General features: G+C 60.9%; 16 protein-coding genes, 2 tRNA genes and 1 pseudogene. 13 read left to right on the forward strand and 6 right to left on the reverse strand.

Features of this window, described 5'->3' with window-relative positions; all coding sequences use genetic code 11:
• Window positions 1-162 precede the first annotated feature (162 nt).
• The 4 genes and pseudogenes from C4J87_RS02660 (at window position 163) to C4J87_RS26585 (ending at window position 4,769) form a co-directional block, all read left to right on the forward strand.
• Complete coding sequence (locus C4J87_RS02660; RefSeq protein ID WP_124365626.1) at window positions 163-1,350, forward strand: ATP phosphoribosyltransferase regulatory subunit; 1,188 nt, start codon at window positions 163-165, stop codon at window positions 1,348-1,350.
• A gap of 54 nt (window positions 1,351-1,404) precedes the next feature.
• On the forward strand, window positions 1,405-2,694 hold the full coding sequence (locus C4J87_RS02665; protein WP_124365627.1) for an adenylosuccinate synthase: 1,290 nt from the start codon (window positions 1,405-1,407) through the stop codon (window positions 2,692-2,694).
• 1,115 nt (window positions 2,695-3,809) lie between these two features.
• A pseudogene (locus C4J87_RS26580) lies at window positions 3,810-3,863 on the forward strand (hypothetical protein); the annotation flags it as partial.
• A gap of 201 nt (window positions 3,864-4,064) precedes the next feature.
• Complete coding sequence (locus C4J87_RS26585; protein WP_372238438.1) at window positions 4,065-4,769, forward strand: methyl-accepting chemotaxis protein; 705 nt, start codon at window positions 4,065-4,067, stop codon at window positions 4,767-4,769.
• 91 nt (window positions 4,770-4,860) lie between these two features.
• Here the strand turns inward: C4J87_RS26585 and C4J87_RS02675 are convergent, their stop codons facing one another.
• The 3 genes from C4J87_RS02675 to C4J87_RS02685 form a co-directional block, all read right to left on the reverse strand.
• Entirely contained in the window at window positions 4,861-6,414 is a 1,554-nt protein-coding gene (locus C4J87_RS02675) for an iron ABC transporter permease (RefSeq protein ID WP_124365629.1), read from the reverse strand.
• Window positions 6,414-7,439, reverse strand: coding sequence for an iron ABC transporter substrate-binding protein (locus C4J87_RS02680; protein ID WP_124365630.1), 1,026 nt, complete (start codon window positions 7,437-7,439; stop codon window positions 6,414-6,416). Before C4J87_RS02680 ends, C4J87_RS02675 begins: the two co-directional genes overlap by 1 nt.
• Window positions 7,440-7,580: 141 nt before the next feature.
• Window positions 7,581-7,667: transfer RNA gene (locus C4J87_RS02685), tRNA-Leu, on the reverse strand.
• Between C4J87_RS02685 and C4J87_RS26060 the strand changes: the two genes are divergently transcribed.
• Window positions 7,642-7,812: a hypothetical protein gene (locus tag C4J87_RS26060; protein ID WP_164485227.1), complete on the forward strand. Its 171-nt coding sequence runs from the start codon at window positions 7,642-7,644 to the stop codon at window positions 7,810-7,812. The two genes, C4J87_RS02685 and C4J87_RS26060, sit on opposite strands and share 26 nt — an antisense overlap.
• Window positions 7,813-7,820: 8 nt before the next feature.
• On the opposite strand, the gene C4J87_RS02690 is transcribed toward C4J87_RS26060, so the two are convergent.
• A tRNA-Leu gene (locus C4J87_RS02690) sits at window positions 7,821-7,907 on the reverse strand.
• A 225-nt stretch (window positions 7,908-8,132) separates the two neighbouring features.
• Between C4J87_RS02690 and rnr the strand changes: the two genes are divergently transcribed.
• From rnr to dnaB, 7 genes are all read left to right on the forward strand, one after another.
• Window positions 8,133-10,766: a ribonuclease R gene (rnr, locus tag C4J87_RS02695; RefSeq protein ID WP_124365631.1), complete on the forward strand. Its 2,634-nt coding sequence runs from the start codon at window positions 8,133-8,135 to the stop codon at window positions 10,764-10,766.
• Window positions 10,763-11,524, forward strand: a complete 762-nt coding sequence (gene rlmB / locus C4J87_RS02700) for a 23S rRNA (guanosine(2251)-2'-O)-methyltransferase RlmB (RefSeq protein ID WP_124365632.1) — start codon at window positions 10,763-10,765, stop codon at window positions 11,522-11,524. The genes rnr and rlmB overlap by 4 nt, the downstream gene beginning before the upstream one ends.
• A gap of 309 nt (window positions 11,525-11,833) precedes the next feature.
• A complete protein-coding gene (rpsF, locus tag C4J87_RS02705) occupies window positions 11,834-12,256 on the forward strand; it encodes a 30S ribosomal protein S6 (protein ID WP_003236224.1) in 423 nt (140 codons plus the stop codon).
• Between the two features lie 28 nt (window positions 12,257-12,284).
• A complete protein-coding gene (gene rpsR, locus C4J87_RS02710; RefSeq protein ID WP_002551829.1) occupies window positions 12,285-12,515 on the forward strand; it encodes a 30S ribosomal protein S18 in 231 nt (76 codons plus the stop codon).
• Between the two features lie 36 nt (window positions 12,516-12,551).
• On the forward strand, window positions 12,552-13,445 hold the full coding sequence (locus C4J87_RS02715) for a hypothetical protein (RefSeq protein ID WP_124365633.1): 894 nt from the start codon (window positions 12,552-12,554) through the stop codon (window positions 13,443-13,445).
• Window positions 13,446-13,463: 18 nt separating this feature from the next.
• The gene (gene rplI / locus C4J87_RS02720) at window positions 13,464-13,910 is read left to right on the forward strand and encodes a 50S ribosomal protein L9 (RefSeq protein WP_003171376.1); all 447 of its coding nucleotides are present in this window, start codon (window positions 13,464-13,466) and stop codon (window positions 13,908-13,910) included.
• A gap of 111 nt (window positions 13,911-14,021) precedes the next feature.
• Window positions 14,022-15,419: a replicative DNA helicase gene (gene dnaB, locus C4J87_RS02725; RefSeq protein WP_003188079.1), complete on the forward strand. Its 1,398-nt coding sequence runs from the start codon at window positions 14,022-14,024 to the stop codon at window positions 15,417-15,419.
• Between the two features lie 6 nt (window positions 15,420-15,425).
• Here the strand turns inward: dnaB and C4J87_RS02730 are convergent, their stop codons facing one another.
• A complete protein-coding gene (locus C4J87_RS02730) occupies window positions 15,426-18,962 on the reverse strand; it encodes a dermonecrotic toxin domain-containing protein (protein ID WP_372238439.1) in 3,537 nt (1,178 codons plus the stop codon).
• Complete coding sequence (locus C4J87_RS26265; RefSeq protein WP_256679962.1) at window positions 18,956-19,381, reverse strand: dermonecrotic toxin domain-containing protein; 426 nt, start codon at window positions 19,379-19,381, stop codon at window positions 18,956-18,958. Before C4J87_RS26265 ends, C4J87_RS02730 begins: the two co-directional genes overlap by 7 nt.
• A 218-nt stretch (window positions 19,382-19,599) precedes the next feature.
• Here C4J87_RS26265 and C4J87_RS02735 point away from each other — a divergent pair, with 218 nt between their 5' ends.
• Window positions 19,600-21,903 (forward strand): YgiQ family radical SAM protein, encoded by a 2,304-nt coding sequence (locus C4J87_RS02735; RefSeq protein WP_012721927.1) that lies wholly within the window; start codon window positions 19,600-19,602, stop codon window positions 21,901-21,903.
• Window positions 21,904-21,964: the final 61 nt, after the last annotated feature.

Here is a 21,964-nt window from a genome sequence, read left to right on the forward strand (position 1 = left end):
CGGCAGGCGTGACAGGTTTTTCGAGGAAAGTGCCCGACGAGGCCGGTTACAGGTCGTTCGTCACGTCGCTCTTGCGCGTGGTTTATGCAGGCGGCGGGTATTTTCTGCTTCACTCAAGGCTCGGCCGAGGGCTGGCCGCCCGGATCATAGGGGAATGGCGTAATGGCAACGGTAGACCGCTGGCTGCTGCCAGATGGCATCGAAGAAGTACTGCCACCAGAAGCTGCGCGCATTGAAATAGCGCGTCGCCAGGTGTTGGATCTGTTCCAGAGCTGGGGTTACGAGTTTGTCGTGACTCCCCATATCGAGTACCTGGAATCCCTGCTGACCGGCGCGGGCCAGGACCTGGATCTGCGCACCTTCAAGGTTATCGACCCGCAATCGGGCCGGCAGATGGGGTTTCGTGCCGACATCACGCCGCAAGTGGCGCGTATCGATGCGCACACCCTGCGCCGCGAAGGCCCGAGCCGCCTGTGCTACGCCGGCAGCGTGCTGCATGCCCAGCCACGTGCCTTGTCATCGTCCCGCAGCCCGATCCAGTTGGGCGCCGAGCTGTATGGCGATGCGAGCCCGAGCAGCGACATCGAGGTGATCAGCCTGATGCTGGCCATGCTGCAACTGGCTGATGTGCCGGACGTGCACATGGACCTGGGCCACGTCGGTATCTACCGTGGCCTCGCTCGTGCCGCTGGTTTGTCCGGTGAAGCCGAGCAACAACTGTTCGACGCCCTGCAACGCAAGGCGATTGACGAAGTGATCGCCCTCACCGAAGGCGTGCCGGCTGACCTCGCGCAGATGTTGCGCGCGTTGGTCAACCTGTGCGGCGGCCGTGAAGTGCTGGTGGCTGCGCGTGAGCGTCTGGCCAATGCGCCAGCGCCGGTGTTGGCGGCCCTGGACGATGTGCTGGCGATTGCCGAGCAGTTGTCGGCGCGCTTCCCGCAATTGCCGCTGTATTTTGACCTGGGCGAGTTGCGCGGCTACCACTACCACACCGGTGTGGTGTTCGCGGTGTTCGTTCCGGGTGTTGGCCAGGCCATCGCCCAGGGCGGTCGCTACGACGATATCGGCGCCGACTTCGGTCGCGCCCGTCCGGCCACTGGCTTTTCCACCGATTTGAAAACCCTGGTGACCCTGGGGCGTGCTGAGGTCGAGCTGCCGTCTGGTGGCATCTGGATGCCCGACAGTACGGACGCGGCACTCTGGCAGCAGGTTTGCCAGTTGCGCAGTGAGGGTCAGCGTGTCGTCCAGGCCTTGCCTGGGCAGCCATTGGCCGCCGCCGGTGAAGCGGACTGCGACCGACAATTGATTCAGCAGAACGGGCTTTGGCAAGTATCGCCACTGGCTTCTTGAGTTTTCCTGCCGGCCATCGCCGGCACCAAGTTTGCGCGAATGAGGACAAGTGTTATGGGTAAGAATGTCGTAGTCCTGGGCACCCAATGGGGTGATGAGGGCAAAGGCAAGATCGTTGATCTGCTGACCGAACATGCTGCCGCCGTAGTGCGCTACCAAGGTGGCCACAACGCGGGGCACACCCTGGTCATCGATGGCGAAAAAACCGTCTTGCACCTGATCCCGTCGGGCGTACTGCGCGAAGGCGTGCAGTGCCTGATCGGCAACGGCGTGGTGGTTGCACCGGACGCCCTGTTGCGCGAGATCACCAAGCTGGAAGAGAAAGGGGTACCGGTGCGTGAGCGCCTGCGTATCAGCCCATCCTGCCCGCTGATCCTGTCCTTCCACGTGGCGCTGGACCAGGCCCGTGAAAAGGCCCGTGGCGAGCTGAAGATCGGCACCACCGGTCGCGGCATCGGCCCGGCCTACGAAGACAAGGTGGCGCGCCGTGGCCTGCGTGTGGGCGACCTGCTCAACATGCCGCGCTTTGAAGACAAGCTGCGTGAACTGGTGGATTACCACAACTTCATGCTGGTGGGTTACTACAAAGAACCGGCCATCGAGTTCGAAAAGACGCTGGCCGAATGCAAGGAATACGCTGAGCTGCTCAAGCCGCTGATGCTGGACGTGACGGCCGAGTTGCACGACCTGCGTCGCGCCGGCAAAGACATCATGTTCGAGGGCGCCCAGGGTTCGTTGCTCGACATCGACCACGGCACCTACCCGTACGTGACCAGTTCCAACACCACCGCTGGCGGCGTTGCTACCGGTTCGGGCGTTGGCCCGATGTTCCTGGACTACATCCTGGGCATCACCAAGGCTTACACCACCCGCGTAGGTTCGGGCCCGTTCCCGACTGAGCTGTTCGACGAAGTCGGCGCGCACCTGGCCAAGCAAGGCCACGAGTTCGGCGCAACCACTGGCCGCGCCCGTCGTTGTGGCTGGTTCGACGCTGTTATCCTGCGTCGCGCTATCGATGTGAACAGCATCTCGGGCATCTGCCTGACCAAGCTGGACGTGCTCGACGGTCTGGAAGCCATCAACATCTGCACCGGTTACAAAGACGCCGCAGGTAATGACGTCGCTCCTACTGACGCCGACAGCTACGTGGGCCTGCAGCCTGTGTACGAAGAAGTGCCGGGCTGGACCGAGTCGACCGTGGGCGCCAAGACCCTGGAAGAGCTGCCAGCCAATGCCCGTGCTTACATCAAGCGCGTTGAAGAGCTGATTGGCGCGCCGATCGACATTATTTCGACGGGCCCGGACCGTAACGAGACCATCGTTCTGCGTCATCCGTTCGCTTAATAAGCTGTTGATGTAAAAAGCAAAGGGCTCCTTCGGGAGCCCTTTGTCGTTTGTGTCTGGCAAGCGGCACGACCCTTGCTGTGTTTCCTTCTTTCCGAGGTGCTATCAATTTAATGGCACCCGTGGTGGAGGGATTCCCAGTGTCTGCCGTTCTCTCGTTGTTACAAAGTCGTCTGTTGCGGCCAGTATTCGTTACCCTAGGTATCGCTCTTTTGGTGCAAGTGCTGGTGGCCGTCGCGCTGACGCGGAGCACAGTCACCGCCTTGGAGGCAGATTTGGGTAATCGCCTGGGCATCGACAGCCAGAAACTGTCCGGCGAATTGGCCCAGGCCGGCAAGGAAGTCACGTCCAGTCTGGACAGTTTGTCCACCAGCACCCGTCAGCGTCTGACCGCAGGGCTTTCCACGCGCCTTCAGCAAGAGCAGAAGCAATTGCGTGCGACCCTGGAAAAAGATCTGCAGGACTCTGCCAATGACATGGCGCAGTTGCTGGCGTCGGTGGCGCCGCGAGCCATGTGGGACAGCGATGTGCCAACCTTGTCGGAGTTCGCCCGGCGTGCGCAGCGCAATCCCAACGTGTTGTTCGTGGTGTATGACGACGCGGCGGGCGAGCACCTGACCCGTTACCTGAACCGTGAAAACCCGATCAACCAGGCCCTGTTGGCAAAGGGCGCGGGGGAGCGGGCCCTGGATAAAGTGCTGGACGCGGCCAAGACTGATCCTGCGGTGTATTACGTCGAAGCCTCGATCAGCCCCAACGGCGTGGAGATCGGCAAGGTCCGCATGGGGGTTTCCACCGCGTCGGTCGAGGCCGATCTGCAAGCGCTGGACAAGCGTTTTGCCGCGCTGATTGCCAGCGGTGATCAACTGGTCGGTGACAGCCTCAAAGGCGCAGCGGCGGATAGCGCTGCGGCCATGGGCGCGCGCCTGCAATCGGCGCAAGCCACCGCCACCCAGATGACCGCCAACACCACCAGCGCGGTTCAAGAGGCCGCCGGCACCCTGCGCTGGCGCATCGGCATGGGCCTGGCGCTGGTCGGTCTTGGCGTATTACTGCTGATCGCCATCGTGCTCGGTCGCCGCGTCGTCAACCGCTTGAAGCTGCTGATCGCTGCCATGGATGATTTGGCGGCGGGCGAGGGCGACCTTACCAAGCGGGTGCAAATCAGCAGCAAGGATGAGATCGGCGACATGGCGTCGGCGGTCAATCGCTTTGTGGATAAGTTGCAGCCCATCGTGCGCGAAGCGGGTGAGGTGGCCCAGCGCACCGGTGTGGAAATCGGCGCGATGACCTTGCGCAATGCGGGTGCCGACAAGGCTGCCGGTTTGCAGCGTGATGAAGTCGCCGAGAGCCTGCGCGCACTGTCGCAGATGGCCGATGAGGCCCAGGCCGAAAGCCATGCCATGCAGGCGGCGCTGCAACAGGTGGTGGAGATTCGCCAGGCGACGGATGAGAACTCACGCACGTCGGCCGAAGTTGGCAGTTTGATCGAGGCGTTGGCGGGGCAGGTGCAGGCGGGGTCCCAGGTCATTGAGCGCCTGGCCCAACAGAGTGAGCAGATTGAAGTGGTGCTGACGGTGATCCATGGGATCGCCGAGCAAACCAACCTGCTCGCCCTGAACGCCGCCATCGAAGCGGCGCGCGCCGGTGAAACGGGGCGCGGTTTTGCGGTGGTTGCAGACGAAGTGCGCGCACTGGCCAGTAAAACCCAAAGCTCCACCGGTGATATCCAGGCGCATATCGTGGCGTTGCAACAGGGCGCGCGTGAGGCGGTGGACACCATCGGCAAAGCCGGGCGCCAGGCCAGTGAGGGCTTGCTGGTACTGCGCGAGAGCGTGCGTTTGCAGCACACGGTGCAGGCTTCGGTGGAGCAGGTGCATGCGGCAATAGGCCTGGCGACCCGCGCGGCCGAGCACCAGGCCCAGGGCGCGCATGCGGTGCGTGGGCGCGTCGAGGTGATCCACGCCCAGGCTGAGCGTGCTGCCCAGGCGGTGGTGGAAACCACGGCCAGTGGCAAGGTGCTGGACGGGCTGGCGGCGCAGTTGAAGGCGAGTTTGGGGCAGTTCCGAGCTTAGTGTTGCCTGTTCTGGCCTCATCGGGAGCAAGCCCCCTCCCACATGGGAACGCATTCCAAATGTGGGAGGGGGCTTGCCCCCGATAGCTGTCTCAGCGACTCAGATACATCCGCGTCGTCAGCAAATAAACCGGCAGCCCCGACACCAGGATCAACAACGCCGCATAAGGCGCCGCCGCCGCAAACTCCACATTCGACGTATGCGCCCACACGGCAGTCGCCAAGGTGTTCAACCCAGTCGGACTCAACAGCAAGGTCGCCGTCAATTCCTTCATCGCATCCAGAAACACCAGGGCAAACGCCGCACCCAGTGCCGGGAAGATGATCGGCAGTGTCACCCGGCAAAACGCACTGAAGGGCGATGCCCCGAGCGTCCGCGCTGCCTCTTCCAGCTGGGGCGCGGCCTTGTTCAATGCCGTGCGTATCGGCGCCTGGGCCAGCGGCAGAAACAACAGCGCGTAGGCGATCAGTAGCAGCGCCGACGTTTGATACAGCGCCGGCACGTAATGCAGGGCGAAATACACCAGGGTCAGTGCAATCACCAGGCCGGGCAGGGCGTGCAGCAGGTAGGGCAGGCGTTCAGCCCAGATCGCCAGTCGGCCTTTATAGCGCACCACCAGCAAGCCTACCGGCACCGCCAACGCCAGGCACACCGCTGCGCCACCCAGGGACAGCGCCAGGGACGATAACAACGCTTCACTGATCTCGGCCACCGGAAACGCCGCCGATGAGCCCACGGCCAGCCAATAACCGAGCATCCCCAGCGGAATGCCGCTGCCGATGACTGCCAGCGCCAGGCAATACAGCTGACCGAGCGGCGCCCACTTGCCCAATTTCACCTGTTCGGCATGCCGCGCCGCGCCCTGGCCAATACGTACATGGCGGCCCTTGCCACGCATGCGCAGTTCCAGCCACAGCAGGGTCAGGCACATCGCCAGGAGCACCGCCGAGAGCATCGCCGCATTGGCGTTGCTGAACTCCAGCTCGAATTGCTGATAGATCGCGGTCGTGAAGGTCTGCAAGCCGATGATCGACAAAGCCCCGAACTCCACCAGCATGTGCAGCGCAATCAGCAGCGCGCCGGCCACCAGCGAGGGCCACAACAGCGGCAAGGTGATGCGCCGGAATACGCCCCAGCGATTCAGGCCCAGGGTGCGCGCTGATTCTTCCAGGGCGGGATCAAGATTACGCAGTGTCGCGGCCACCGGCAGAAACACCAGCGGGTATTTGGACAGGCTCATCACCAGGATCGCGCCGCCGAGGCCTTCGAAGTTGGCGCTCAGCGACACCCAGGTGAAGCTGCTGACAAACGCCGGCACCGCAAACGGCAGACACAGGATCACCCCCCAGAGGCGCCGTCCAGGCAGGTTGCTGCGCTCCAGCAACCAGGCCAGGGACAGGCCGACCACGCCGCACACCACCGTCACGCCCACCATCAGCGCCAGGGTGTTGCGCAGCAGCCCGAAGACATAAGGTCGCCACAGCAGATGCACCGCCTGCGCCCAACCAGCCTGCCAGGTCTTGAGCCCGACATAGGCCAGCGGCAACAGACTCAGGCCTACCAGGAATAGCACCGGCAACAGCAGCCAGATCGAAGGGCGTTTGCGCCGGGGGCGAAAACCTGCGGCGCTGAGCGATGGGTTCATCAGTTCAAGCCAACGTCACGTTCCAGCTCCAGGGCCTCTTCGGCATTGCCCAGGTCGGCGGGGGTGACTTTCGGCGGCTGCAGTTCGTTGAAAGGCTTGAGGCCGCGATTGGACTGCATGCCTTTGCGCAGCGGGTATTCAGCCGAGGTGTTGGTGATCACGCGCTGGCCTTCTTCACTGGCCATGAACGCCAGCAGTTGCTGGGCTTCCTTGGGGTGTTTGCTGGATTTCAGCGCGGCAGCCGAAGACACGGTAATCAGGCCGCCGGCATCGCCGTCGGTGAAATAGTGCAGTTGGGAGTCGAGGTTGGTTTTCTCTTTCTTCAAGGCAAACCAGTAATAGTTGTTCACCAGCACGGTGGCGACTTCGCCGTTTTCCACGGCTTTGAGCGCAACCATATTGTTGCTGTACACCTTGCCGAATGCGCGCAGGCCGGTCAGCCATTCTTCTGCGGCTTCACGCCCGTGCAGCTTGATGATAGCCACCGCCTGCTCCTGGAACGCACCGCTGGTGGGCACGAAGCCAACCTTGCCTTGCCACTCGGGACCGGCGAAATCCAGCACCGATTTGGGCAGGTCTTTTTCGGCAATCAGCTTGGGATTGAAAGCGACGACGCGGGTGCGTGCGGTCACGCCCATCCAGTCGCCGTTACTGCCGACATAGTCCTTGGGCAATACATCGAGGGTGCTGGCGTCGATCCTGGCCAGCAGGCCTTGCTCGCCCAGCTTGTTCAGCGGCGGTGATTCTTCGGTGTAGATCACGTCGGCAGGCGAGCGGTCGCCTTCTTCGACGATTTGGCTGGCCAGTTGATTGCTGCTGCCTTTGCGTACATTGACGTGAATGCCGGTCTTGGCTTCGAAGGCTTTGGCGAGTTCATCGCCGACTTCCTTGTGCTGACCGTTGTACAGGGTCAGGGAGATCTTTTCGGCGCTATGGGCGGCGGGCGAGAGCAGGGTCAGGCCGAGCAGAGTGATGGTCAGGCCACGCAGAAGGGAGGTCTTGAGACGGGTATCGCGGATCATCATCCGGGGTTTTCCTCACTTGTAAGCTACAAATTCTTACAAGGATAAACGATAAACCTTCTCAAGTGCGCATGAGCAGGCCCCACCACCAAGTTTTAAACCCCAGAAACGAAAAAACCCGCTTTCGCGGGTTTGATCTGAATTTGGTGCCCAGGAGAAGACTCGAACTTCCACGACCTTGCGATCACCAGCACCTGAAGCTGGCGTGTCTACCAATTTCACCACCTGGGCATTATCAAGCAACGTTGCCGCTGTTGATGGGGCGAACTATACGGCGGGCTTTTTGATCTGTAAACCCCTGATTCAAAAAAATAAATCAGGTTTTACGTTAAGAATCAAAGACCTGAAACGAAAAAACCCGCTTTCGCGGGTTTGATCTGAATTTGGTGCCCAGGAGAAGACTCGAACTTCCACGACCTTGCGATCACCAGCACCTGAAGCTGGCGTGTCTACCAATTTCACCACCTGGGCAGCATCAACAACGTTGCCGTCGTCGATGGCGCGCACTATACGGAGCCCTTTTTCAGCTGTAAACCCCCGGTATGAAAAAAGCCTGGAAAATTCCCTCAATGGTCGTGCAAGGTATGCGTCGGTGGGCTACAAAGGGCTTTTAAACACTTGTTGATGCCTGAAATTTCCCGTTTCAATACGCGTATGCCAAACTAACCCGCATATAGACAAGGTGAAAACTCTCTAATGGCCGATTGGCAGTCCCTCGATCCCGAGGCCGCTCGTGAAGCGGAAAAATATGAAAACCCTATTCCTAGCCGCGAACTGATCCTGGCGCACCTCGCCGATCGGGGTTCGCCTGCTAGCCGTGAGCAGCTGGTTGAAGAATTCGGTCTGACCACCGAAGACCAGCTCGAAGCCCTGCGCCGCCGTTTGCGTGCGATGGAGCGCGACGCTCAGCTGATCTACACCCGCCGTGGCACCTATGCGCCGGTCGACAAGCTCGACCTGATCCTCGGCCGCATCGCCGGTCACCGGGACGGCTTCGGCTTCCTGATCCCGGATGACGGCAGCGACGACCTGTTCATGAGCCCTGCGCAAATGCGCCTGGTGTTTGACGGCGACCGTGCGCTGGCGCGTGTTTCCGGGCTGGACCGTCGTGGTCGTCGTGAAGGCGTGATCGTCGAAGTGGTGTCCCGTGCCCACGAGTCCATCGTCGGCCGTTACTTCGAAGAAGGCGGTATCGGCTTCGTCGTGCCGGATAACCCGAAGGTCCAGCAGGAAGTGCTGATCACCCCGGGCCGCAATGGCGCCGCCAAGGTCGGCCAGTTCGTCGAGGTGAAAATCACCCACTGGCCAACTGCGCGCTTCCAGCCCCAGGGCGACATCGTTGAAGTGGTCGGCAACTACATGGCGCCGGGCATGGAGATCGACGTCGCGCTGCGCACCTACGATATTCCTCACGTCTGGCCCGACGCTGTGCTCAAGGAAGCCGCCAAGCTCAAGCCGGAAGTCGAAGACAAGGACAAAGAGAAGCGCATCGACCTGCGCCATCTGCCGTTCGTCACCATCGACGGCGAAGACGCCCGCGACTTCGACGATGCGGTCTACTGCGAAGCCAAGCCTGGCAAACTGCGCCTGTTCTCCGGCGGCTGGAAGCTGTTCGTCGCGATTGCCGACGTGTCCAGCTACGTGAAGATCGGTTCGGCCCTGGATAACGAAGCCCAGGTGCGCGGCAACTCCGTGTACTTCCCTGAGCGCGTCATCCCGATGCTGCCCGAGCAGCTGTCCAACGGCCTGTGCTCCCTGAACCCGAAAGTCGACCGTTTGGCCATGGTGTGCGAGATGACCATCTCGAAAACCGGCGAAATGACCGATTACCAGTTCTACGAAGCGGTGATCCATTCCCAGGCGCGCCTGACCTACAACAAGGTCAGCACCATCCTGGAAGCGCCGAAGACCAGCGAAGCCAAAGCCCTGCGTACCGAGTACGCCGACGTGGTGCCGCACCTCAAGCAGCTGTACTCGTTGTACAAAGTGTTGCTGGGTGCCCGTCATGTGCGTGGCGCGATCGATTTTGAAACCCAGGAAACCCGGATTGTCTTCGGTTCCGAGCGCAAGATCGCCGCGATCACCCCAACGACGCGTAACGACGCGCACAAGCTGATCGAGGAATGCATGCTGGCCGCCAACGTGGCCACCGCTGAGTTCCTGAAAAAGCACGAGATTCCTGCCCTGTACCGGGTGCACGACGGCCCGCCGCCGGAGCGCCTGGAAAAACTGCGCGCCTTCCTCGGTGAGCTCGGCCTGTCCCTGCACAAAGGCAAGGACGGCCCGACGCCGAAGGACTACCAGGCTCTGCTGGCCAGCATCAAGGACCGTCCGGATTATCACGTGATCCAGACCGTCATGCTGCGCTCGTTGAGCCAGGCGGTGTACAGCGCTGATAACCAGGGCCACTTCGGCCTGAATTATGAGGCGTACACCCACTTCACTTCGCCGATCCGTCGTTACCCGGACCTGCTCACGCACCGCGCGATCCGCAGCGTGATCCATTCCAAGCAGAACACCCCGCACGTCAAGCGCGCCGGCGCCATGACCATTCCGAAGGCACGGATCTATCCGTACGACGAAGCGGCCCTGGAACAGTTGGGCGAGCAGTGCTCCATGAGCGAGCGCCGCGCCGATGAAGCCACCCGCGATGTGGTGAATTGGCTCAAGTGCGAATTCATGAAGGATCGCGTGGGCGAGTCGTTCCCGGGTGTGATCACCGCCGTGACCGGTTTCGGCCTGTTCGTCGAGCTGACCGACATCTACGTCGAGGGCCTGGTGCACGTCACCGCCTTGCCGGGCGACTACTATCACTTCGACCCAGTGCATCACCGCCTGGCGGGCGAGCGCACCGGGCGCAGTTTCCGCCTGGGTGACACGGTGGAAGTGCAGGTCATGCGCGTCGACCTCGACGAACGCAAGATCGACTTCGGTATGCCTGACAAGCCGGCCGAGCCTGCGGGTCGCAAAAAGCGTGGCGGCGAAACCACCGCGCCGGCCAGCAAAGGCAAAGGGGCTCCTGCGAAAGCGGCGGCCGCCGAGCCTGCGCCGGCCAAGGCTGGTCGTCGTTCGTCGGCCAAGGAAAAGGCCCCGGAAGCCTATCGCCCAAGCGACGCTGCGGCGAAAAATGCCGAGCTGCGCAAGAGTCGCGAGTTGAAGCAGCAGTTGCTCAACGAAGCCAAAAGCGGTGGTAAAGCGGCGTCTGGGGGAAAGTCCCAAGGGGCGGAAAAACCCTCGAGCAAACCCAGTAAACACCGTAAAGGCCCGCCCAAAGCGGGTTCGGCCCCCGCGAAAAGCGGCGGGTCGCGCAAATCTAAGGCCAAGCCATGAGTCTGGAAAAAATCTACGGCGTGCATGCCGTAGAAGCACTGCTGCGTCACCACCCCAAGCGCGTCAAGCAAGTGTGGTTGGCGGAAGGTCGCAGCGAGCCACGCGTGCAGGCGCTGGTCGAGCTGGCCAACCAGAACAAGGTTGCCATCGGCCAGGCTGAACGCCGTGAAATGGACGTATGGGTAGAAGGCGTTCACCAAGGCGTGGTTGCCGACGTCAGCCCGAGCCAGGTGTGGGGCGAGGCCATGCTCGACGAGCTGCTCGACCGTACCGAAGGCGCGCCGTTGCTGCTGGTGCTGGACGGCGTGACCGACCCGCACAACCTCGGCGCCTGCCTGCGTTCGGCGGATGCCGCCGGCGCGCTGGCGGTGATCGTGCCTAAAGACAAGTCGGCGACCCTCACGCCGGTCGTGCGTAAAGTCGCCTGCGGCGCGGCGGAAGTGATTCCGCTGGTGGCCGTGACCAACCTGGCGCGCACCCTGGAAAAGCTCCAGCAACGCGGCTTGTGGATTGTCGGCACGGCGGGGGAGGCTGAAGTCAGCATCTATGACCAGGACCTCACCGGCCCGACCATCCTGATCATGGGCGCCGAAGGCAAGGGCATGCGCCGCTTGACCCGTGAGCATTGCGATTACCTGGTGCACTTGCCGATGGCCGGTAGCGTCAGCAGCCTGAACGTTTCGGTGGCAACGGGCGTGTGCCTGTTCGAAGCCCAGCGTCAGCGCGGCGCGAAAGCGAAGGCCAAGCCCAAGAAGTAAGCCAGGCCTGGCCCGGATCAAACTGTGGGAGGGGGCTTGCTCCCGATTGCGGTGAGTCAGTCACAACATCTGTAACTGAAACACCGCCATCGGGAGCAAGCCCCCTCCCACATTTGTTTTTGTGGTGTTTGGGGGATTGTTCAAATAATCACCAATCACCTTGCGCCGCTCCTTCCCCTTCTCTACAATTGCGCCCCTTGCCCACCTGGCAGGCACGCATGTGCCTCCCCTGCGGCAAGATCCATAAGTGTCATTCACTCCTTGTCTGACCGTTTTTGAGCGGCAGGCTACAACCCGTAAGGAGCATTCATGCGTCATTACGAAATCATCTTTTTGGTCCACCCGGATCAAAGCGAGCAAGTCGGCGGCATGGTTGAGCGTTACACCAAGCTGATCGAAGAAGACGGCGGCAAAATCCACCGTCTGGAAGATTGGGGCCGTCGTCAACTGGCCTACGCAATCAACAATGTTCACAAGGCTCACTACGTGATGCTGAACGTTGAATGCACTGGCAAGGCCCTGGCCGAGCTGGAAGACAACTTCCGCTACAACGATGCAGTGATCCGTAACCTGGTCATCCGTCGCGAAGAAGCCGTTACCGGCCAATCCGAGATGCTCAAGGCTGAAGAAAACCGCAGTGAGCGCCGTGAGCGTCGCGACCGTCCTGAGCACGAAGGCGCTGATAGCGCTGATAGTGATGACAGCGACAACAGCGATAACGCTGACGAGTAATCCACGGACCTTTTAAGGAGCCTATCAAATGGCACGTTTCTTCCGTCGTCGTAAATTCTGCCGCTTCACCGCTGAAGACGTGAAAGAGATCGATTACAAAGATCTCAACACTCTGAAAGCCTACGTATCCGAGACCGGCAAAATCGTTCCAAGCCGTATCACCGGTACCAAAGCACGTTATCAGCGTCAGCTGGCCACCGCTATCAAGCGCGCCCGCTTCCTGGCCCTGCTGGCCTACACCGACAGCCACGGCCGCTGAGACCGGGCAGTCGACAAGTAGTAAGGGATTGAATGCATGCGCGCCTTAGCTGAGTTCATCATGCGCGGTCGTATGCAGGCCACTCTGGTAGTGGCTGGCTGTGCAGCATTGCCGTTGCTTTATTGGTTGGGTGCTGCCGCAGGTTGCCTTGTGCTCCTGCGGCGCGGTTTGAAGGACGCCCTTGGCGTTCTTGCCCTGGGTTTGTTGCCGGCCTTGATCTGGTGGCTGCAAATGGGTGATCCACGGGTACTTCTGGTACTGCTGGGGTCATCGAGCCTTGCGTTGGTTTTACGCGCAAGTGAGTCCTGGGTCCGCACGCTGCTGGTCAGCGTGGCATTGGGGTTGGTGTACTCAGTGATGCTTGGCGCGGCTTTCCGCCCGCAAATCGAGGCGCTGGCGCAGGAAATCGTCAAGATCCTGCCGCTGGCCCTCGGGGATCTCTACCAGCAATTGTCGGTAGATGAGCGAGCGCGGTTTGCGTCACTGATTGCGCCGGTCCTGACCGGCCTGATTGCGGCTTTGTTGCAGGGTGTCAGCGTGCTGAGCCTGATTCTTGGGCGTTATTGGCAGGCGTTGTTGTACAACCCGGGTGGTTTTGGTCGCGAATTTCGCAGTATCAGAATTCCTGCGGGGCCGGCGATGTTGCTGCTGGCGTGCATGGTTGTCGGACCGAACTTCGGTCCACAGATGGCCTTGCTGGCGCCGATTTGCAGTGTACCGCTGGTATTTGCCGGGCTGGCCCTGATTCATGGGCTGGTTGCGCGCAAGCGCCTGGCCAGGTTCTGGCTGGTGGGGTTGTACGTCACGCTGTTGCTGTTCATGCAGCTGATCTATCCGTTACTCGTGGTTTTGGCCATTGTCGACGGCCTGATTGATTTTCGCGGACGTCTGGCGTCGAAAGATGCCGATAGCGCGAACGGTGAAGGTTAAAAGTTAGAGGATTTTCACATGCAACTGATCCTTCTGGAAAAAGTCGCCAACCTGGGCAACCTGGGCGACAAAGTGAACGTTAAGGCCGGCTACGGTCGTAACTACCTGCTGCCATACGGCAAAGCCACCGCTGCAACCGCTGCCAACCTGGCTGCGTTTGAAGAGCGTCGTGCCGAGCTGGAAAAAGCAGCAGCAGACAAAAAAGCTTCGGCCGAAACTCGCGCTGCCCAACTGGCTGAGCTGGAAGTGACTATCACTGCCACCGCCGGTGACGAAGGCAAGCTGTTCGGTTCGATCGGCACCCACGACATCGCTGATGCACTGACCGCCTCCGGCGTTGAAGTGCAGAAGAGCGAAGTTCGTCTGCCGAACGGCACCATCCGCAACGTAGGCGAATTCGACGTAGCCGTGCACCTGCACGCCGAAGTTGAAGCCACCGTACGCGTTGTCGTGGTAGCAGCTTAAGCCGCACCTAACTGACTGGCACCTCGCGTGTCAGCCGGTTAACATCGGGCACGATCCTGTTTACAGGTCGTGCCTTTTGTTTTTCTACACACCCCTAAATTCCAAGTGGCCATGAACGAAATCTCCGCTCCTGAGCAATACGATCTGCAAACCGCTGCCCTGAAGGTGCCGCCGCATTCCATCGAGGCCGAACAGGCCGTGCTCGGTGGCTTGATGCTGGACAACAACGCCTGGGAACGCGTGCTGGATCAAGTCTCGGACGGGGATTTCTATCGTCATGACCACCGCCTGATCTTCCGTGCTATCGCCAAGCTGGCCGACCAGAACTCACCGATCGACGTGGTGACCCTGGCCGAGCAACTGGACAAGGAAGGCCAGACCTCCCAAGTCGGCGGCCTGGGTTACCTCGGCGAACTGGCGAAAAACACGCCGTCCGTCGCCAACATCAAGGCCTATGCGCAGATCGTCCGCGAGCGCGCCACCCTGCGCCAGTTGATCGGCATCAGCACCGAAATCGCCGACAGCGCCTTCAACCCCGAAGGCCGCACCGCCGCCGAGATCCTCGACGAAGCCGAGCGCCAGATCTTCCAGATCGCCGAAGCCCGCCCGAAAACCGGCGGCCCGGTCAGCGTCAATGACCTGCTGACCAAGGCCATCGACCGCATCGACACCTTGTTCAACACCGATGCCGCAATTACCGGTATTTCCACCGGCTACACCGACCTCGACGAGAAGACCAGCGGCCTGCAGCCGTCCGACTTGATCATCGTGGCCGGCCGTCCGTCGATGGGCAAGACCACCTTTGCGATGAACCTGGTGGAAAACGCCGTACTGCGCAGTGACAAGGCGGTGCTGGTGTACTCCCTCGAGATGCCAGGCGAATCGCTGATCATGCGTATGCTTTCGTCACTCGGCCGTATCGACCAGACCAAAGTGCGTTCCGGCCAGCTCGAGGATGACGATTGGCCGCGCCTGACCTCGGCGGTCAACCTGCTCAACGACCGTAAGCTGTTCATCGATGACACTGCCGGTATCAGCCCGTCCGAAATGCGCGCGCGCACCCGTCGCCTGGTGCGTGAACACGGCGACATTGCGTTGATCATGATCGACTACCTGCAGTTGATGCAGATTCCGGGTTCCAGCGGCGACAACCGCACCAACGAGATTTCCGAAATCTCCCGATCCCTCAAGGCCCTGGCCAAGGAATTCAACTGCCCGGTGGTGGCGCTGTCCCAGCTCAACCGTTCCCTGGAACAACGTCCCAACAAACGTCCGGTGAACTCCGACTTGCGTGAGTCCGGCGCGATCGAGCAGGATGCCGACGTGATCATGTTCGTGTACCGCGACGAGGTGTATCACCCCGAAACCGAGCACAAGGGCATTGCCGAAATCATCATCGGCAAGCAGCGTAACGGCCCGATCGGTTTTATCCGCCTGGCGTTCATCGGTAAGTACACACGCTTTGAGAACCTCGCGCCGGGCAGCTACAACTTCGATGACGATGAGTAATCGGCTTCAGGCGTTTGCCTGAGGGAGCGCACCGAACAGCGCCCTCACCGTGGGCTCGTTGTATTGGTAGTTCCAGCGCAACTCGGTACCGGCAGGGATATCTTCACTGGCAAAGAATGCACTGAGGAAAAAGTTGTCCCTGGGTTGCTCAGCAATCTGTGTCGTGACGTTGAACCGCGCAACCTCTACGTTATAGCCCGTGGATGCCTGCCTGATCGGCAGATTTGCTTCGTACTCAAAAATCGTATTTATTCGCGAAAGTACGTTGTCACCCGACAAAATGACCGGCTGTGGTGCAGCGGGAATGGGTTCAAAAGGTTTGACGTCGATCAAATAGGGATCCTGCCGATAAGCCGCCACATAATACGGCACCAGTTCCCCGCCATAGACGCCGAGCGCCTCACCTTTTATCAGCGGCTTCCTGCTTATGACGGTCTGCTCGCCGATCATCACTGCCTCCTGCACACACTTTTGGTGGGCCGCGGTGAAGGGTGTCACTTCTAGTTTGTCTTCATAGAGGCGTGCAACCCGTTCATACCCTTCCCACTGCAAAAAAGGCAGGATCAGTTCCTTGCTGAAAGTTTGATCGGACGTGAGCGATTTGCTGCGGATTTGTATGCTTCTGATCCGCAATGGGCGACCGGTTAAATCGCGCAGGGGGTAGCGGCCATTGTTGGCGCGATCATAAATGCGTCGATAGTTCTGGCTGTGTTGATAGCTTCGTGTGGAGCGCATGGTCTCCATCTCCTTCGGCGTATACAGGCTGTTGACCGTGCCTTCTTCTGCTGAGTCGTATTCGCTGGATGAGTGCGCCGACTCAAACTCGTCGCTAAGCTCCATCGGCTCTCCCGACGGCAAAGCAGCCGCTTGCATGCCACCCATCAACCCCTGGCTGCTCGGATCGATATCCCAGCCACCGGAGGTTTTTGCGCGCAGGTAGGGCCGGTAAGCCCTGAACGGGCTGCGGGCATCGATCAGTCGCCATTTCTGCCCTTCGGCTTTGACCTGAAAGTAGTTCCCGCCCTCCAGGACGTAATAGTGATAGCCACCGTTGGGCAGCGGAGCTGACTGATGGATACCATCAGCGCGCAGCGTCAGGCCTGCCGGGGCGGTTTGCGTGGCGAACAGTGGATCAAGCGCAATCCCGAGGGCCTGCACTGGCGCCGTTGGGGCTAGCCTGGCGAGCGGCGGCAGCGGCGGTTTGGCGATCATTGCCAGGCTATGCTGGTGGATGGCTTGTTTGAGCGTGCGTGCATTCGACTCACGCAAAAGCGCGCTGCGTTCGGCCTCGGTCAGCGTATGTTCCAGCGCGCTGAACAGCGTGCTCGGTGCATGCAGCTCTGTCGCCTCGGCGTCCTGCACGGCGTACTGTTCGCCCTGGCGGATCAGGATGTGACGCAGACTGTCCTGTTCGCTGCCAATATGTCCCAGCAGCGGGCCGCTGTTATCATTTTCGTACACCTCGATACGGCGTGCGCCTGGCCAGCCTGGCAACTGTTCCAGAGTGTGCAGCACCAGTGGCACGCTCTCGTTACTGCTCATCGAATCGAGAAAAATGCCTTTGTGGATGCGTGCGCTGCGCGCCACGTCGCGGTATTGGGTGGCCTCCCACTCTTGTGTTGACGGCAGTTTTTTCTCCTGGTGCAGGCGTTGCCGTTCCTGCGAGCTGAGGGTGGTTTCCATTTCTTCAAGGTGACGCTTGGACAGTTCGGGCATGGTTGGGCGAAGATCCTGTTCAACCTGGCTGACGGGTTCCTCGCCGTGGCTATCGAGCAACGAAAACAGGCGCTGGCGTTGTGCCGGAACGCTTTCCTGCAGGCGTGAGGCAAGGTTTTCGACCGGGGTGAAATAGTCGATGTACAGCGCAGGTAGCAATTGATTGAATTCTGCCCGCGGCATCTGCTCCTGCAGTGAATGCAGCAGTTCGCCTTTTCTGAAGCGTGAAGCGCTCACCTCGATCGCGTTGGCGCCGTTACCGTGGCTGATCAGTACCTGTTGCCGTTCGTCGACGATTTTCAGCCGCCGGGTCGCGGGCCATTCCGGCAATGCACACACCAAGTGAAACTGGATGAAGGGGGACTGCGGTGTAACCTTAGTGCCTTCGGCGCGATCGAGGTTGAAGTCGGCGATCTCCTGGTCCAGGTTGAAGTGCTTGATCGTGTCCCGCAGCAACGGCGGCGGCCTCAGCATGTCCTGATGGAGTTCGCGCAGGCCGGCGCTGTCCATGCCGCCGAGCAGCAGGATCGGCTCAACGGCGGGCTGTTTGATCGTGGCCCCGTCCGGGCCCAGGCGTTGGATCAGCTTGAGGTCGTCCCAGTCGGCGGGGGTCTCATGCTCGACGCGCCATCCGCCGACAGAGTTGCCCCGCACGGGCGGCGCGTAGGCGTCGGGGTCGGTGGGGTGGGACAACTGCCATTGCTGGCTATCGGGCGCCCGTTGCAAGGCATGAACCTGATCATCGAGCTTCAGGTAATGCTGCTGCGCGTGTTCATACAAACCCTGCTTATCCGCGACCAGGCCGTCGGGCAGCATCTTGGGATGCCGGTAGGGGGTCAGGTCGGGGTTCCATAGGCGCAAGCCCTTGTTGGCCACGTGCACTTTCAGCAGTTTTACACCGAAGCCGGCGGTCTTGATCACGCCTGCGGTGGCGACTGCCATCGCGACGTCGTCCACCGCGTCGAGAAAGTCGTTCAAGGCCTCTTCGCTATCGCCGCGGCTCCAGGCGGCGAAGCCGTCATAGACGGTATTGAGCAGCTGCAAGGCGCTGACGGCCAACAGCACTTCACCGACGATTGGAATGAATGACGCGGCAAAAAACAACAGTGACTTACCCAGTTCCAGATAGCCCTGAAGACGCTTCTGCCGGCTCACCAGGTCGACGTCGGCAGTGGGCACCGCCAGGATGCGTGCGTCATTCCTGATCTGGATGATGCGTTGCGTAGCCATGTCCTGAAACACATGCGTACGGACCGGGGTCAGGCTGAGCGTGCTCACCAGGCTCGGGCGCGCATTCGGCGACGGTCGCGGGGCCAGATGCAACAGGCTGTCCTGATGTTGCAACGGTACCAGGCGAGTGAAAAAAGCCAGGTACTGCGGCTGTTCCAGGCGTTCGGCCAGGCCGTGGTGGAGATCCTCCCAGGTTGGATGCAGGCGAAACGCCGCGCTGGGGTCCTGGGGTGTGTAGAGAACCATCGGCAGCCCGATCGCCGACGCCTGAATCACCATGACATTGGGCAGAACAACATCCTGGAGGGTCAAAAGGCTGCACCGTATGTCGATGTTATTTCCAGTGGTCTGGAGGCTGCGCAGTTGCAGAAACTGCCAGGTGGTGAACGCATTTTGCAGGTAGGCGATATGCAGTGCGACCCCAAAGGCAAGCTGCTCTTGACTGGACAAGAGTTGCATGACCTCGGCGGCGGTACGGGACGTGCCGGAGTTGGGCGCGGGTTCAAGCACGTTATCGATATGCGCGAGGTACTGGCTGCCGATATCCAGGTTGCGGCAGACGCTGGCGAAGCGTGTCGCAGCAATAATGCTCAGCACTTCGCCGGTGGGGCCGGGATTGTAAATGGCGCTGCCGGTTCCATGCCGCCGGTCTCGGCTTCGGTCGCTTCGAAATTCTGCAGGGCCGCTTCCAGCAGCGTCTGCCGGGTGGTGCGGGCGTGTGTACGGATCAGGCCCAGCAGATGATGGTTTTTCCATTCACGGGACAGGATGGCGTTCTCGTCGTCCTGCAAACCGAAAAACTCGGTTCGCAGGGTCTGGCGTAACAAAGGCCGGGCAAACTCCTCGGGGTTCTGCAGTTCATCCATCAGGGCCTTGAGGTCGTGCCTGGCCTGATTGCTGCTGATCAGGTCGCGGCGAAAATCTGCGAGCTGCGAAGCCGGCGCCTGGGTCAGCCAGGCCGGTAAGTTGGATTTGATGAATGCCTTGTGGGGCGATTGTGGCAAGGGACTGCTCATGGGCTAGGCCATCCGGAGTGATGATTGACCTGCCGCAGATTACCCATGGAATTTTCGATCAACGGTTAGCGGATTAGCCCCCGCGCCTTCTATTAAAGGAGCGTGGTCTGCAGCCCCGTGAGCCTCTGGCTTAAAAGCCGACCATTACCGTCGGAATTGGTCAAAATTTGTGCTATATTCCGCGCCCGCGATTTTTCATCTCAACACCGGTCACCGTCATGCAAACAGCCAAGCCGTTATTTGACTATCCCAAGTACTGGGCCGAATGTTTCGGTCCTGCGCCATTCCTGCCGATGAGCAGGGAGGAGATGGATCAGCTTGGCTGGGATTCATGCGACATCATCATCGTCACCGGTGATGCCTACGTTGACCATCCGTCGTTCGGCATGGCGATCATCGGCCGGCTGCTGGAGTCCCAGGGCTTTCGCGTCGGGATCATTGCCCAGCCGAACTGGCAGTCCAAAGACGACTTCATGAAGCTCGGCGAGCCGAACCTGTTTTTCGGCGTCGCGGCCGGCAACATGGACTCGATGATCAACCGCTACACCGCCGACAAGAAAATCCGTTCCGACGACGCCTACACCCCAGGCGGCATGGCCGGCAAACGCCCGGACCGCGCCAGCCTGGTGTACAGCCAGCGCTGCAAGGAAGCCTACAAGAACGTGCCGATCGTGCTCGGCGGCATTGAGGCCTCCCTGCGCCGCATCGCCCACTATGACTACTGGCAGGACCGCGTGCGCAACTCGATCCTGATCGACGCCACCGCCGATATCCTGCTGTACGGCAACGCCGAGCGCGCGATTGTCGAGGTCGCCCAGCGCCTGTCGTGGGGCCACAAGATCGAAGACATCACCGATGTGCGCGGCACCGCGTTCATTCGCCGCGACACCCCGGCCGGCTGGTACGAAGTGGACTCCACGCGCATCGACCGTCCGGGCAAGGTCGACAAGATCATCAACCCGTACGTCAACACCCAGGACACCCAGGCTTGCGCTATCGAGCAAGAGAAAGGCCCTGTCGACGATCCGGAAGAGGCCAAGGTCGTGCAGATCCTGGCCAGCCCGCGCATGACCCGCGACAAGACCGTGATCCGCCTGCCGTCGGTGGAAAAAGTCCGTGGCGACGCGGTGCTCTACGCCCACGCCAACCGCGTGTTGCACCTGGAAACCAACCCAGGCAACGCCCGCGCCCTGGTGCAGAAGCACGGTGAAGTGGACGTGTGGTTCAACCCGCCGCCCATTCCCATGACCACTGAAGAAATGGACTACGTGTTCGGCATGCCGTACGCCCGCGTACCGCATCCGGCGTATGGCAAGGAGAAGATTCCGGCCTACGACATGATCCGTTTCTCGGTGAACATCATGCGTGGCTGCTTCGGCGGCTGCACCTTCTGCTCGATCACCGAGCACGAAGGCCGCATCATCCAGAACCGTTCCGAAGAGTCGATCATTCGCGAGATCGAAGAGATCCGCGACAAGGTGCCGGGCTTTACCGGGGTGATTTCCGACCTCGGCGGCCCGACCGCGAACATGTACCGCATCGCCTGCAAGAGCCCGGAAATCGAATCCGCGTGCCGCAAGCCGTCGTGCGTGTTCCCCGGCATCTGCCCGAACCTGAACACCGACCACTCGTCGTTGATCCAGCTGTACCGCAGCGCCCGTGCGTTGCCGGGTGTGAAGAAGATCCTGATTGCCTCCGGCCTGCGCTATGACCTGGCCGTCGAGTCGCCGGAATATGTGAAAGAGCTGGTCACCCACCACGTCGGTGGCTACCTGAAGATCGCCCCGGAACACACCGAGGAAGGTCCGCTCAACCAGATGATGAAACCGGGCATCGGCAGCTATGACAAGTTCAAGCGCATGTTCGAGAAGTACACCAAGGAAGCCGGCAAGGAACAGTACCTGATCCCGTACTTCATCGCCGCCCACCCCGGCACCACCGATGAAGACATGATGAACCTGGCCCTGTGGCTCAAGGGCAACGGCTTCCGCGCCGACCAGGTGCAGGCGTTCTACCCGTCGCCGATGGCTACCGCCACCGCGATGTACCACTCGGGCAAGAACCCGCTGCGCAAGGTCACCTACAAGAGCGACGCGGTGACCATCGTCAAGAGCGAGGAGCAGCGCCGTCTGCACAAGGCGTTCCTGCGCTACCACGACCCGAAAGGCTGGCCGATGCTGCGTGAAGCGCTGACCCGCATGGGTCGCGCCGACCTGATCGGGCCGGGCAAGGACCAACTGATCCCGCTGCACCAGCCGTCCACCGACAGCTACCAGAGCGCCCGTCGCAAGAACTCGACGCCGGCCGGCAGCCATAAGGTCGCCAAGGAAACCACCACCAAAATTCTCACCCAGCACACCGGCCTGCCACCCCGTGGCAGCGACGGCAGCAACCCGTGGGACAAGCGTGAGCAAGCCAAGGCCGCGGCCCAGGCACGGAACAAGCAGGCGGCGAAGGAACGTACCGATGCGGCGAAGGGCAAAGGCGGCAAGCCTGCGCGCAAGCCGGTTGTGCCGCGTTGATCGCAGCTTAAATATGCAGAACGCCAGCCTCGTGCTGGCGTTTTGCTTTCTGGCCGGTGGT

The organism is Pseudomonas sp. R1-43-08 (assembly GCF_003852255.1).
In the GTDB taxonomy this organism is placed as follows: domain Bacteria; phylum Pseudomonadota; class Gammaproteobacteria; order Pseudomonadales; family Pseudomonadaceae; genus Aquipseudomonas.

What these genes read in the sequence shown, in the direction of transcription:
- C4J87_RS26265 (WP_256679962.1), bottom strand. Translation starts at nt 19,381, where the DNA reads ATGAGCAGTCCCTTGCCACAATCGCCCCACAAGGCATTCATCAAATCC.
- dnaB (WP_003188079.1), top strand. Translation starts at nt 14,022, where the DNA reads ATGAACGAAATCTCCGCTCCTGAGCAATACGATCTGCAAACCGCTGCC.
- rpsF (WP_003236224.1), top strand. Translation starts at nt 11,834, where the DNA reads ATGCGTCATTACGAAATCATCTTTTTGGTCCACCCGGATCAAAGCGAG.
- rpsR (WP_002551829.1), top strand. Translation starts at nt 12,285, where the DNA reads ATGGCACGTTTCTTCCGTCGTCGTAAATTCTGCCGCTTCACCGCTGAA.
- C4J87_RS26585 (WP_372238438.1), top strand. Translation starts at nt 4,065, where the DNA reads ATGGCCGATGAGGCCCAGGCCGAAAGCCATGCCATGCAGGCGGCGCTG.
- rnr (WP_124365631.1), top strand. Translation starts at nt 8,133, where the DNA reads ATGGCCGATTGGCAGTCCCTCGATCCCGAGGCCGCTCGTGAAGCGGAA.
- C4J87_RS02665 (WP_124365627.1), top strand. Translation starts at nt 1,405, where the DNA reads ATGGGTAAGAATGTCGTAGTCCTGGGCACCCAATGGGGTGATGAGGGC.
- C4J87_RS02680 (WP_124365630.1), bottom strand. Translation starts at nt 7,439, where the DNA reads ATGATGATCCGCGATACCCGTCTCAAGACCTCCCTTCTGCGTGGCCTG.
- rlmB (WP_124365632.1), top strand. Translation starts at nt 10,763, where the DNA reads ATGAGTCTGGAAAAAATCTACGGCGTGCATGCCGTAGAAGCACTGCTG.
- C4J87_RS02675 (WP_124365629.1), bottom strand. Translation starts at nt 6,414, where the DNA reads ATGAACCCATCGCTCAGCGCCGCAGGTTTTCGCCCCCGGCGCAAACGC.
- C4J87_RS02660 (WP_124365626.1), top strand. Translation starts at nt 163, where the DNA reads ATGGCAACGGTAGACCGCTGGCTGCTGCCAGATGGCATCGAAGAAGTA.
- C4J87_RS02735 (WP_012721927.1), top strand. Translation starts at nt 19,600, where the DNA reads ATGCAAACAGCCAAGCCGTTATTTGACTATCCCAAGTACTGGGCCGAA.
- C4J87_RS02715 (WP_124365633.1), top strand. Translation starts at nt 12,552, where the DNA reads ATGCGCGCCTTAGCTGAGTTCATCATGCGCGGTCGTATGCAGGCCACT.
- rplI (WP_003171376.1), top strand. Translation starts at nt 13,464, where the DNA reads ATGCAACTGATCCTTCTGGAAAAAGTCGCCAACCTGGGCAACCTGGGC.